We start from the raw sequence: 13,587 nt of genomic DNA, 5'->3' as shown, positions 1-13,587 counted from the left end.
TCTATTTTTCTAATAAATAATATATATCTATAAAGTATGGTTAAGATACTTATTTTGTATAACTCCATATACTTACAACTGAAGCCATAAAAAAACCTTGCAGTTGCAAGGTTTTGATTCAAGGCGATGTTTCTATTCATCGACTGTTTTGGTTTCAGGCTGTAGTGTTTCTTCAAGTAAACGCGTCACTAAAAGTTGGTCAATCTTAAAATGATCGACATCGACCACTTCAAATTTAAAGCCTGCGTATTCTACGGTATCGGCAGGGCGAGGAATTTTGCGCAGACGGTACATCATAAAACCAGCCAAAGTTTCATAATTTTCTTCATCCGGCATTTCATCAATTGCCAGTGCATGCTTCATGTCTTCAATCGGCGTGCTGCCATCAATCAGCCATGAATTATTATCACGTTTAATGATCTGTTGTTCAGCTTCAATAGGGGTGACCCAGTCGCCCATCACCGTAATCATAATGTCTGACAGGGTGATGACACCCACGACCAACGCATATTCGTTAATCACCACTGCAAATTTTTCTTTGGTGGAGCGGAAACGGTCTAATAACTCAGACAAGGTTAATGTGTCTGGAATGGTGAGAACATTACGAATAGTGCTTTCATTGAGTTGTAGTAAAGATTGATTATTCAGAATACGGACCAAAATGTCTTTGGCATCGACATAGCCAATCACATCGTCAATATTTTCACTACACACCAAGAACTTTGAATAAGGATATTCCGCTAATTTTTGACGAATACTGGCTTCGGATTCATTTAAAGTAAAATACACCACATTTTCACGTGTGGTCATACTTGAAGGTACGTTCCGCTCTTCAAGCTCAAATACGTTTTCAATGAAATGATGTTCTTGCTTTTGTAGCACCCCAGCTTGCGCACCCGCATCCATCACTGCAGAAATGTCATCAAAGGTAATGTTGTCATCACGTGTGGTATTCACTTTAAACAGGCGGAATAACAAGTTGGCAAGGGCATTAATAATCCAAGCCAAAGGTTTGCAGACCTTAATAAATACCTGAATGGGGTTAATCACCGCAATAGAGATTTTCTCTGGGGCAATCATGGCCAAACGTTTTGGCATGAGGTCGGCAAACAAAATAAATAGCGAGGTGACTAAAGTGAAAGATAGAGCAAAGCTAATAGTTTCAGACCAGGGGCCAGTATAAAAACGAGAAACAAAGCTCATGAAGTAAGGACGAAAAGCCCCTTCACCTAAAATACCGCCCAAGATCGCCACTGCGTTTAAGCCAATTTGTGAAGCGGCAAAGAAGTCAGCAGAATTTTCTTGTAAATTCAAAACTTTCTGTGCGCGATCATCGCCCGACTCAGCCAAGATTTTCAGCTTGACCTTACGTGCTCCTGCCAGTGCAATTTCTGTCAGAGACAAGAAACCCGCCCCAGCAATCAGGACTAGAATGATAACTATGTTTTGAAAAAGGCTCACGGAATCCACCTGTGATTCATCGTTATTATGAATATTTTTAACACAAAAAAATAAAGACAGTAATCACTTACTGTCTTCTATCATACCTGAGTTATTGGTATGAAAATGAATTATTTAGAGCTTGAATGCTTAATAATGTGAGAATTGCGAGTTATTGCCTAAAAACTCACGATTTTCTTCCTCAATCATTTGACGTGCCACATACAAAATCAGCTGTCTAAGCCAGCGATGTGCAGGATGGTGATGCAACAGTGGACACCATGCCATTTTCAACTCAAATTCTGGAATATAAAAAGGTGGATCTTTAATCAGGAGATTTTGACTTTTGGCTTGTAGGCGTGCAATACGGGTAGGTAAAGTCGCGACTAAGTCTACATTTGAAGCCAATAGTGCAGGCATTTGATAATGTCGAGTGAAGACCGAAATTTTACGTTTCTGTCCAATACGCTCTAAAGCTTGATCAATCCAACCGAGGCCTGCTTGTTTTTCAGGGTTAACACCGAAACCAACGCCCATACCTGTTTTAGAAACCCAAATATGCTGTGCATCAAGGTAACTTTTTAGGTTTAAGTTGCTGGCAGCGGGGTGTTTACCGTTGAGCAAACATGAAAAACTGTCACGCCAGACCAAAACTTGGTGGAAGCTTTGTGGAATTTCGTTAAATCGGTTAATCGCTAGATCAACTTTACCTTGTTCCATATCACGATATGACACATCACTTGGAGTTAAGAAGTCTAAAACCACATTGGGAGCTTCAGAACGTAATGCTTTAACGAGGCGGGGAACTAAGGTTGCTTCGGCATAATCCGAAGTCATAATACGGAAAACACGATTTGAGGTATAAGGACGGAACTCGGTACGAGGTTCCAAAATCATGGAGAGATCAGAAAGAGCGTCACGTATGCGGGGTTGTAATTCTAAAGCCCGTTCGGTCGGTGTCATACCTTCAGAAGAACGAATTAGCAGGGGATCATTAAATAAGTTACGAAGACGACGTAGAATATTACTCATTGCTGGTTGGGTGACACCCAATTGTTCAGCTGCTCGGGTTACATTTTTTTCGCGTAAAAGTACGTCCAAGTAAATTAAGAGGTTTAGATCAACCCGCTCCAGATTCATAAAATAAATACCGAGAATAAAATCATGAAATTATTTGCATTATGCCATAAGCCATCGGGCTTGTGTAATAAACTGACGAAAAAAAAAGCATCGGGTTGTATAAAGAATACCCCCTTCATTTTCTCAGAAAATGGGTTTTTATGCTTAAAAACGGAGAGCATATTAGTCCTAAGCAATGTCTCAATATGCGTAAATTGAGGCTCAGATTATCGCCTAGAAAATGGCTTGAGATGGCTTATTGTTGGTTGAATAAAAGCGTGATAAATACTCTTTTTGCTGAATATTGAACTTTTGTCATTTGGGTCAAATTAAGTATTGATTTTCGGTTTGAACTCTTTTTTTCAACGGCCGAGACTTAAGTCTAATGAAGAAATATTCGACAAAGTGTGTATTTTTTACGGTTTTCTTATTTTATTTAAATTTAATAATAACAAATACTTGGATTTAATTTTTCGAAATATAATTAGACTTTTATCTGTATATTTTTTAAATAAATACTGAAAATTAATGCAGAATATTGGATTAATTTTTTCTGTCAATCTAATCTGTATTCATCGCAACGAAGCGCTCTAAATCTAAGCAAAAGCTTGAGGGTCTGATTTTAGCTTTTCGTTGAAGAAAATCCTAATATTATTACAGGAAATATCATGACTACATATCAAACAGCGATTGATGCAATCCGCGAATTAAAAGCAAAATTCGGTAGCACTTGGGCAGACATCAGTCCTGAAGATGCTGCGCGTATGCAAATCCAAAACCGTTTCAAAACTGGTTTAGATATCGCTAAATACACAGCTGCAATTATGCGTCGTGATATGGCTGCTTATGATGCTGACTCTAGCAAATACACTCAGTCTTTGGGTTGCTGGCACGGTTTCATCGCACAACAAAAAATGATTGCGAACAAAAAATACTTCGGTACGACTGAACGTCGTTACATCTACCTTTCTGGTTGGATGGTTGCTGCGCTTCGTTCAGAATTCGGTCCACTTCCTGACCAATCTATGCATGAAAAAACTTCAGTACCTGCGTTGATCGAAGAAATCTACACGTTCTTACGCCAAGCTGATGCTAAAGAATTAAACGACTTATTCCGTGCGCTTAAAAAAGCAAACGAAGCAGGCGATACAGCTAAAGCTGCTGAAATCACCGCGCAAATCGACGGTTTCCAAACTCACGTTGTACCAATTATTGCGGATATCGATGCTGGTTTCGGTAACGAAGAAGCGACTTACTTACTTGCTAAGAAAATGATCGAAGCGGGTGCTTGTGCACTACAAATCGAAAACCAAGTATCTGACGCGAAACAATGTGGTCACCAAGCTGGTAAAGTAACTGTTCCGCACGAAGACTTCATCTCTAAAATCCATGCATTACGTTATGCATTCTTAGAAATGGGTCTTGACGATGGTATCATTGTTGCGCGTACTGACTCTGAAGGCGCTGACTTGACTCAAAAAATCCCAGTGGTTAAAGAGCCAGGCGACATCGCTTCTCAATACATCGGTTTCCTAGACACTGTTGAAATTGACATTGCTGATGCTCAAGAAGACGAAATCCTAATCAAGCGTGATGGCAAACTTCACCGTCCAAAACGTTTGGCTTCAGGTTTATACCAATTCCGTCCAGACACTCAAATTGACCGTGTTGTTCTTGACTGTGTGTCTAGCTTACAAAACGGTGCTGACCTTCTTTGGATCGAAACTGCGACTCCAAACGTTGAAGAAATCGCGCACATGGTTAACCGTGTACGTGAAACAGTTCCAAATGCGAAGCTTGTTTATAACAACTCTCCATCTTTCAACTGGACGTTGAACTTCCGTCAACAAGCTTACGACCGTTGGGTTGCTGAAGGTAAAGACGTTTCTGCTTACGACCGTGCTAAATTAATGAGCGCTGAGTACGATGCAACTGAATTAGCTGCTGATGCTGATGAGAAAGTACGTACGTTCCAAGCAGATGCTTCTCGTGAAGCGGGTGTGTTCCATCACTTGATCACACTTCCGACTTACCACACTGCTGCGCTTTCTACTCATGAGCTTGCACAAGGTTACTTCGGTTCTGAAGGTATGTTGGCTTATGTTGCTGGCGTACAACGTAAAGAAATCCGTGGTGGTATCGCTTGTGTTAAACACCAAGCAATGGCGGGTTCTGACATCGGTGATGATCACAAAGAAATCTTCTCTGGTGACAACGCTCTTAAAGCGCACGATGATGCTAAAAACACAATGAACCAATTCGCTGCTCACTAAGCACTGAACTGATTCAAAAGAAAACCCTGCGAAAGCAGGGTTTTTTTATGACTTAATTTTAAGCTTGTTGAACAGCTTGCGCGTGAAATATTGAACAAAAATGTTAAGGCATCAGAATCAGTAGCCAAACAATAAAAATAATACTTAAAGAAACAAACTGTGCAGCACTGCCCATGTCTTTGGCATTTTTTGAAAGCTCATGCCGCTCCAGTGAAATACGATCCACAATCGCCTCAATCGCTGAGTTGAATAACTCAACAATAATTGCAAGTAAACAGACGGCTACCATGAGGGCTTGTTCTAAGCGACTGACATCACAGAAAAAACTTGTTGGAATCAGAATCAGGTTAATCAACAGGATTTGGCGAAAAGCAGCTTCGTGCGCAAATGCGGCCTTAAAACCTGAAATAGAATAATGTGTTGCATTAAAAATACGTCTAAAACCTGACTTGCCTTTGAGTGGGGAATATTGGTTCATACCATCAACCATTTTAAAATTTCAGCCACAATACATGATCTATATTAAAAGTCACTTAATTATAGTATTCAAAAGGTGCTTAATCTATGTACACCTAAAATAAGAGAAAAGAGATTAAAAAAAGCCTGCTTTTTAATCTCTATAGTTAAAGGATAGATATTGGTTGAAAGTAAACGAGATGCTCAGTTGTTTGGTTTTCTTTGTGTGACTTATTCTATTTTTTCAAAAAAGCATCGGCGGCTTGACGTCCCAAAGCAGGATCATCGGTAAAGACACCATCCACTCCAGCTTTAAAGAAAATTTCAAACTCTGCCAGCGCGCCTTTTTCGCACTTTTCAGCGGCTATCGCACTACAGTCCAAATAGTCTGGTAAGAAATTATTTTCTGGGCGTAGGGTATAAGGATGTACTTTTAAGCCCACTGCGTGTGCATCGTTCACAAAACTGGTCGGGGTCGCTGGCTGAGTATTCGGCACGATATAGGTTTTACTTGGCCCAACACCATGCGCATAACTTGCGACATCTTTTAGCCCTTGAGGTGTTGCCATATCACTATAGCGGAGTGTTGATTTGGCAAGCACAGCATCGGCAGGTTGTTCGGACTTGCCGCCATAGAGTTGAATAATTTTGGCATGTCGAATCGATTTTAATTGATCCAACTGTTGACGCATCTGTTTTAAGTTGCTGACTTCAAACGACTGGATATAGACTGGTGCAATGTCACGACTATAGGTGTGTTTGGCCAGCGTGGTTAATAAGCGTTGCTCCATGGCCAAATTGAGACCTTGGAAATAGCTGGGATGTTTGGTTTCGATATACAGGCCCACAATTTTTCCTGTCTTTTTATAGTGCGCATCTACGAGTTCAATAATTTCATCTAAAGTGGGCAGATCAAATTGATCATTATATCGGACATTTGCTGGACGAATCTCTGGAATACGTTCTCGTGCCTTCAGTTGCTTCAGCTCGTTTAAAGTAAAGTCTTCAGTAAACCAACCTGTGTAAGTCACGCCATCAACGACTTTACTGGTCTTCCGTTCTGCAAACTGCAGTAAGCTGCTGACATTGGTGGTTCCTCCGATTTCATTTTCATGGCGAGCGACTAAATAACCGTCTAGAGTTGGCACCAAATCAGGCTCAATAAAATCCGCACCATCATCAATCGCTTTTTGATAAGCGGCTAAGGTGTGTTCAGGGCGTAGCGCGCTGGCGCCGCGATGTCCAATAATAAGTAATGTAGGCTCAATGTATTCGGCGTTGTTTGATGGTGGCTGGGATGCTGCATTGTCTTTCTCATCATGATGACAGCCCAATAAGCCTAAAAAAATAAAACTCAATAATGTTCTTTTTAACATGTGTTCCTCAACATTTTATTGTGGTGTTGCGGACTCAGTGTTCAATTTTAATATCTCAGATCAATGACAAATTGCGAAAAATTACAGGATGTCATCAATTGGTCAAAAAGCTTTCTTCATAGTTTCTTCATATTTAGCTCTAATGTTCTATTTCATGTTGTTAAGTCTTGTTTTTTAATGATTCGTCATAGAAGATCAAGCATGAAGTGATACCAGTTTCTAGATCTAGCCTCAGACCCAAGAGTACCGCAGACCCATGCTGTCTAAATTTTTTATTCATCGTCCAATTTTTGCTGGTGTGCTGGCGATTATCGTGATGGCATTTGGTTTATTTGCCACCTTTCAGTTGCCTGTAGAGCGCTACCCCGATATTGCACCTCCGCGAATTACGGTGAGTGCAACATATACAGGTGCGTCGGCAGAGACGGTGGAGGAGAGCGTTACTCAGGTTTTAGAGCAGCAAATTAAAGGGATTGATCATTTACTGTATTTTAGTTCGAGCAGTGACTCGAATGGCCGTAGTCGAATCAGCATTAGTTTTGAAAATGGAACAGACCCAGATACCGCTCAGGTTCAAGTTCAAAATGCCATCAATGGGGTGATTAACCGTTTACCAGAAGATGTACAGCGTCAAGGGGTCAATGTCTATAAGTCGCTTGGCGATACGCATATGGTGATTGGCCTATATGACCAAACAGGCAAAAGCAGCAATATTGCACTGTCAGATTATATGATGACGCATTTGGAGCAAGATTTAGCCCGTATTGATGGGGTTGGTGAGGTTGATGTCTTTGGCGCACAGTATGCCATGCGCTTATGGCTGAATCCGCACAAATTGCGTCAATATGGACTGATGCCGAGTGATATTCGTGCGGCGGTTGAAGCGCAAAACACGCAAGTGGCCGCAGGGGCAATTGGCGAGTTACCCAGCCTGTCAGACCAATATTTAAATGCAAAAGTCACCTCTGGTACACGTCTAAAAACCGTTGAAGAATTTGAAAACATCATTGTCAAATCGACCCGCGATGGCAGTTTTATTTATTTAAAAGACGTCGCACGGGTGGAACTAGGCGCGGAAAATTACCAGTCATTTAATACCATTAATGGTTTTCCTTCAGCGGGGATGGGTATTTCATTGTCTTCAGGAGCTAATGCATTAGCAACTTCGGCATTGATCAAACAAGAAGTCAGCCGTTTGTCCTCTAAACTTCCTGAAGGCTATCAAATTGTTTATCCACGTGATAACACGCCTTTTGTGCAAGAGTCGATTAAGGAAGTGGTCAAAACACTGTTTGAAGCAGTGCTTTTGGTGATTGTGGTCATGTTTGTCTTTTTGCAAAATTGGCGTGCAACGCTGATTCCGACTATCACAGTACCTGTTGTAATTTTAGGCACGCTGGCCATTCTGTATGTGCTCGGGATGAGTATCAACACCTTAACCTTATTTGCATTGGTCTTAGCCATTGGGCTTTTGGTGGATGATGCGATTGTGGTGGTGGAAAACGTTGAACGGCTGATGCATGAACAGCAGATGAGTGCTCAACAAGCTTCGATTGCATCGATGCAGGAAATCAGTGGGGCATTGATTGGGATTACTTTGGTGTTAACCGCAGTGTTTATTCCCATGGCCTTTTTCGGTGGCTCGACAGGAGTGATCTACCGTCAGTTTTCAATGACCTTGGTTGCTGCCATGGCGCTATCTCTGCTGGTCGCATTAATTCTAACGCCTGCACTATGTGCCTTAATTTTAAAACCCAATGATAAATCGGCACGATGGGCAACTTGGTTTAATCTGAAGTTAGATCAGCTAAAACAGCGTTATTTAAAGCTGAGTAGCCAGACCATTCAGCACAGTAAAATCATGTTGGTGGTTTTTGTGGCGTTAATTGCCGTCTTTGCGCTGTTTTATCGGGCTTTGCCGACCAGTTTTATTCCCAGTGAAGATCAGGGTATTTTAAGTGTGCAGTTTAAACTGGCCGATGGCGCACCGTTGAGTCAAAGCCGTGTGGTGGGAGAAGAAATTCGCCAATACTTTTTAGATAAAGAACAGGCCAATATCAATTTAGTGATGATCCGCTATGGGCGTAATTTCTCGGGGACGGGACAAAATTTAGGTCAAGGTTTTATTGCGCTGAAACATTGGGATGAACGTAAGGGGAAAGAGAACTCCGCACAAGCGATTCGAGAACGGGCGATTGCTCATTTTAGATCGCATCGAAATGCGCAAATTAATGTAAATATGCCGTCTTCAGTCAGTGGCTTAGGGCAAACCGATGGCATGGAGTTTTGGATACGTGATATCAATGGCGAAGGTCGTGCCTATTTAGAAGCACAGTTCAAAACTTTGCAGGAAGCATCCAAGCAGTATTCTAGTTTTAGCAATTTAGATAAACGTTCTAGCCCAGATAAAGCCGAACTCAAAGTGGATGTGAACCAAAAGCAAGCTTTGGCCAATGGACTCAGCCAGACCGCCATTAATAGCACTTTATCCAGTGCTTGGGGCGGAAGTTATATCAATGACTTTATTGACCGTGGTCGGATTAAGCGGGTAATTATGCAAGGGGATGCCGAGTTTCGTTCAAAACCTGATGACCTTCAAGCGTGGACCGTACGTAATGATCTGAACCAAATGATTCCATTTACAAATTTTGCCCAAGTGTCTTGGAGCGGAGGCCCTGAGGTGGTGAATCGCTTTATGGGCTATACCGCACTAGAATTGGAAGCGGATACAGCACAAAATGTCAGTTCGGGACAAGCCATGCAAGACGTACAAAACATGGTACGAGGGCATGATGGTATTGATCTGGCATGGAGCGGATTATCGTTCGAGGAAAACCAGTCCAATAACCAAGCATTGCTGCTGTATTTGGTCTCCATAGGCTTTATCTTTTTATGCCTTGCGGCACTTTATGAAAGTTGGAGTATTCCAACGGCAGTCATGAGTGCGATTCCACTCGGTATCGGTGGCAATATTTTGTTCAGTTATCTGACGGGTTTTCCGAATGATATTTACTTCCAAATAGCTTTGCTGACCACAATTGGTCTGTCCTGTAAAAATGCGATTTTAATTGTGGAATTTGCTTCATTGGCACAGCAAAAAGGCCAAACCGCAATTGAAGCAGCGTTGGAAGGCGCAAGCTTACGGTTACGCCCGATTTTAATGACATCTTTGGCTTTTGGCGCGGGTGTCACACCTCTGGTCTTTGCCTTTGGTGCAGGGGCAGCAAGTCGTCAGGAAATTGGGGTGAGTGTACTCGGTGGCGTGATTTTTGGCACGGTGTTGGTATTGCTGTTTATTCCTTTAATGTATGTCTTGGTTCGCCGTGTGTTTCATGGACGAACACCTCAGGACGAGGTTTAAGATCGAATCCGAAACATTCTTGTGCAGTATGAATAAGCAAAGCGAACCTTTAACCCAATCAGGCTGAAAGGCCTGACATTTAAAGATCCTTTGCTATACTCGCATAGATAAAGAAAAACAATATTTGAGTGGTGTATGCCAAATCCGTCATTTTCACAGCAAGATTTCCAAGAGCAATTAAATCAGCCCGATAACCATGCTTTTATCCAAAGTCTGAAACAGTACAGCACTGCGGATTTGGCTGATATTTTAATGGGCCTGCCTATAAATGACCAAATTCGGCTATTGGAACAATTACCCCAAGCCAGTTATGTCTTTGAGTTTTTAGCATTAACCGAGCAGCAGCAGCTAGCAGCACAATTGCCTCAGGCTTTGTTGCTGAAGCTACTGGCTCATATGCATTCGGATGACCGCACCGATTTATTTCAAAGCTTAGCGCAGGACGTTCAAGGTCATATTTTTCCGCAGTTAGATACGCATGTTCAAGCTCAGCTGAATGATTTAATGCACTATCCAGCTGAGTCTGCGGGTGCAATTATGAGCACCGAGGTCATTACGGTACATGCCGAAATGACCATGCAACAGGCGATTCAACATATACGACAGCATGCAGCGGAAAGTGAAACTTTATATCTCATCTATGTGACCGATGCCTCGCGTTATTTACACGGTGTGATTTCGCTGCGGCAAATTATTCAGTCTCCGCCTGAGCAATTGATTGGACAGGTTATGACCAGCCATGTCATTACGGGTTTAGTCAGTGAGGATCAGGAAAGTATTGCACAGAAACTGGCTCATTATGATTTTATGGCTTTGCCCATTGTCGATGAGCAGCAGCGTCTATTGGGGATTGTGACTTATGACGATGCAATGGATGTGGTACAACAAGAAACTACAGAAGATATTCTAAAAAGTAGTGCGGTTGCGGCCAGTCCGCAGATGAGTATTAAAACGGCTCCAATCCTCTTACTGTATCAGAAGCGGGTGTTTTGGTTGGTGTTTCTGGTTTTTGGCAGTTTACTCTCGGGACTAGGAATTGCACACTTTGAAGACTTGATTGCGGCACATATCGTTTTGGTATTTTTCCTTCCTTTACTGGTGGGAAGTGGAGGAAATGCGGGGTCTCAATCCGCAACCTTAATGGTACGTGCACTGGCAACCGGTGATGTACATTTTAAAGACTGGTTTTATTTGCTAGGACGTGAAAGTTTGGTTGCGCTGTGCTTGGGTGGAACCATGGCAACGGCAGTCTCTATCTTGGGCTATTTCCGTGGGGACATTTTGGTCGCTGTAGTATTGGCACTGAGTATGATGGGCATTGTGTTGATGGGTTGTCTGATTGGTATGAGTCTGCCGTTTATCTTAAACCGCATGAAACTCGACCCCGCCAGTGCATCTGCACCTTTAGTCACCTCAATTTGTGATGCGTCAGGCGTGGTGGTATATCTGCTGATTGCGTCGCAAATCCTGACATTGTCTTAAGCTTATAAGCAATTGTTTCAGCACAAAGTTAGCACAGAAAAGAGTCATGAAAACCAGCATAATTCAGTGGTTTTATGATGTTAATGTGGTTGAAATGATGGAGGTCAGTAACAACATGCCTGAACCCTTAGAACAAAAAAAAATGAGCCAGCAAGATGTCATTCGTTTAGAGCGTGATTTGGCCAAATATGCCAATATGATGGATTCTGTGGTGCGTATTCCGTTCACCAAGCAGGGAGTCGGTGCCGATGCCGCATTGAGTACTGTTCCGATTGCTGGGGATATCGCAGGTTTTGCCCTAACTTGTTATGCCATTTATAAAGCCAAGCAAATTGGCGTGCCGCAAGAGAAATTGAGTCCAGTATTTAAGCTGGCTATGATTGACGCTGTGGTCGGTTTTATCCCAGTGTTAGGGACATTGTTTGATATTTTTATACGTCCGAGTCGTAAAGCACTGGATGTGGTTCATGACCATATTCGGGAAGAATACCAAATTCATTCAGAGCATCATGTGACGCATCCTTTTCTCCATGAAAAATTGGAAAAGAAACAGCAACAGTCCGCATTTTGGCGAAACCCAGTAGTGGCATGGCTTTGGCTACACATCCCCGATTTGTTTGGCCTGATCTTTTTGGTGTGTTTTATGGGCTTATTGTGGTGGGGTGGTAGTGTGATGTGGCATTGGTTACAGGGACTAAACTTAGGATAGCCACTCATGAAATTTGAAGGTCAGATTACGGCAAATTTGCCAGCGATTGATTTGGCGTGCACTGCTTCATTTTATCAAAGCTTGGGCTTTAATCTGGTTTATCAGTCCCCCGAGTGGATGATTATGCGTTTGGGCGAGATGACACTGGAGTTTTTCCATCATCCGCATTTAGACCCAAATAGTTCATGGCATAGTGCCTGTATTCGCGTAGCGGAGATTCAACCCTATTATGAATACTGGTCTAAAGTGAATTGGTCTTTGTGGGAAACTGCCCGTATGACCGATATTCAGGATTTTGATGAGATCCGCCAGTTTTGCATCATTGACCCAAATGGCAGTTTATTACGCTGTATCCAAGTGACGATTGAATAAAAATGTTCTGTTATGCAGAGTCACAAAAAAGCCTCCAAGTGAAGGCTTTTTAAAATCTTGTGAACGAATTGTTTATGGACAATCGAGCTGTTGTAAAGCAGCAACACGTTGTTCAATCGTCGGGTGAGTTTGGAACAAAGCGGCTAAACTGAAGCCTTGCTCTTGACCTGCCGCGATTGCAAATGCTTTCATTTCTTTAGGCATCGCATCTGGAAGTTGTGACTCCGCTTGTAAGCGTAACAAGGCTGAAATCATTGCTTGTTTGCCTGCAAGACGCGCGCCTGCTTCATCTGCACGATATTCGCGGTAGCGGGAGAACCACATCACGATTGCAGAAGCTAAAATACCAAAGACAATATCAAGCACGATGGTAATGGCAAAATAAGCTAAACCTGGTGCTTCACCGTCTTCACGGCCAAAGACATTACGGTCAATAAAATCACCTGCGACACGTGCAAAGAACATCACAAAGGCGTTCACTACACCTTGAACGAGCGCCAAAGTCACCATGTCACCATTGGCGACGTGACCAATTTCGTGAGCCAAAACTGCACGAAGCTCGTCTTTATTCATACGCTCAAGTAAGCCGGTAGAAACTGCAACTAATGCATCGTTCTTGTTCCAACCTGTAGCAAAAGCATTAGATTGGTAAGACGGGAAAATACCGACTTCTGGCATTTTAATACCAGAACGTTGCGCCAATTGAGCGACTTCTTGTAACAACCATGCTTCAGCTTGGTTGCGCGGGGCATTTGGGTCAATTAACTCTGTACCAGTTGTTTTTTTCGCCATCCATTTTGACATGAATAGAGAAATCATTGAGCCAACCATACCAAAGACAAAACAGATAACCAGTAGGTTACCTAGATTTAAGCCACCCGCGCCATGGTAACTACCGACACCGAAGAGTGACAAGATAATGCCAGCTACAACCAGTACCGCGAGGTTGGTTAGCAAGAACAAACCAATCCGCATCATTGAGAAAATCCTCTTATAATA

Annotated in this window: 10 protein-coding genes; 5 read left to right on the top strand and 5 right to left on the bottom strand. The window is 42.4% G+C overall.

What is annotated here, in order from left to right; translation table 11 throughout:
- Positions 1 to 132: 132 nt before the first annotated feature.
- Both KVY11_RS11505 and KVY11_RS11500 read right to left on the bottom strand, forming a co-directional pair.
- Positions 133 to 1,461, bottom strand: a complete 1,329-nt coding sequence (locus KVY11_RS11505; RefSeq protein WP_087013174.1) for a hemolysin family protein — start codon at positions 1,459 to 1,461, stop codon at positions 133 to 135.
- 129 nt (positions 1,462 to 1,590) lie between these two features.
- The gene (locus KVY11_RS11500) at positions 1,591 to 2,580 is read right to left on the bottom strand and encodes a LysR family transcriptional regulator (protein WP_005400438.1); all 990 of its coding nucleotides are present in this window, start codon (positions 2,578 to 2,580) and stop codon (positions 1,591 to 1,593) included.
- 647 nt (positions 2,581 to 3,227) lie between these two features.
- Here KVY11_RS11500 and KVY11_RS11495 point away from each other — a divergent pair.
- Complete coding sequence (locus KVY11_RS11495; RefSeq protein WP_218289010.1) at positions 3,228 to 4,832, top strand: isocitrate lyase; 1,605 nt, start codon at positions 3,228 to 3,230, stop codon at positions 4,830 to 4,832.
- A 103-nt stretch (positions 4,833 to 4,935) separates the two neighbouring features.
- Here the strand turns inward: KVY11_RS11495 and KVY11_RS11490 are convergent, their stop codons facing one another.
- Positions 4,936 to 5,310 (bottom strand): diacylglycerol kinase, encoded by a 375-nt coding sequence (locus KVY11_RS11490; protein WP_218289009.1) that lies wholly within the window; start codon positions 5,308 to 5,310, stop codon positions 4,936 to 4,938.
- Positions 5,311 to 5,524: 214 nt separating this feature from the next.
- On the bottom strand, positions 5,525 to 6,664 hold the full coding sequence (locus KVY11_RS11485; protein WP_218289008.1) for a glycerophosphodiester phosphodiesterase: 1,140 nt from the start codon (positions 6,662 to 6,664) through the stop codon (positions 5,525 to 5,527).
- A 256-nt stretch (positions 6,665 to 6,920) separates the two neighbouring features.
- Here KVY11_RS11485 and KVY11_RS11480 point away from each other — a divergent pair, with 256 nt between their 5' ends.
- The 4 genes from KVY11_RS11480 (at position 6,921) to KVY11_RS11465 (ending at position 12,588) form a co-directional block, all read left to right on the top strand.
- Complete coding sequence (locus KVY11_RS11480) at positions 6,921 to 10,025, top strand: multidrug efflux RND transporter permease subunit (RefSeq protein WP_218289007.1); 3,105 nt, start codon at positions 6,921 to 6,923, stop codon at positions 10,023 to 10,025.
- Positions 10,026 to 10,160: 135 nt separating this feature from the next.
- Positions 10,161 to 11,507: a magnesium transporter gene (gene mgtE / locus KVY11_RS11475; RefSeq protein ID WP_218289006.1), complete on the top strand. Its 1,347-nt coding sequence runs from the start codon at positions 10,161 to 10,163 to the stop codon at positions 11,505 to 11,507.
- A 115-nt stretch (positions 11,508 to 11,622) separates the two neighbouring features.
- A complete protein-coding gene (locus tag KVY11_RS11470) occupies positions 11,623 to 12,216 on the top strand; it encodes a DUF4112 domain-containing protein (RefSeq protein WP_218289030.1) in 594 nt (197 codons plus the stop codon).
- A 6-nt stretch (positions 12,217 to 12,222) separates the two neighbouring features.
- Positions 12,223 to 12,588: a bleomycin resistance protein gene (locus KVY11_RS11465; protein ID WP_218289005.1), complete on the top strand. Its 366-nt coding sequence runs from the start codon at positions 12,223 to 12,225 to the stop codon at positions 12,586 to 12,588.
- A 72-nt stretch (positions 12,589 to 12,660) separates the two neighbouring features.
- On the opposite strand, the gene htpX is transcribed toward KVY11_RS11465, so the two are convergent.
- A complete protein-coding gene (gene htpX, locus KVY11_RS11460) occupies positions 12,661 to 13,566 on the bottom strand; it encodes a protease HtpX (RefSeq protein ID WP_004695643.1) in 906 nt (301 codons plus the stop codon).
- Between the last annotated feature and the right edge of the window lie 21 nt (positions 13,567 to 13,587).

Origin of the sequence: Acinetobacter sp. CWB-G5 (genome assembly GCF_019209785.1) — a bacterium.
In the GTDB taxonomy this organism is placed as follows: domain Bacteria; phylum Pseudomonadota; class Gammaproteobacteria; order Pseudomonadales; family Moraxellaceae; genus Acinetobacter; species Acinetobacter johnsonii.
Note: the sequence above shows the minus strand (reverse complement) of the source record. Positions and strands in the feature narration are given on the sequence as shown.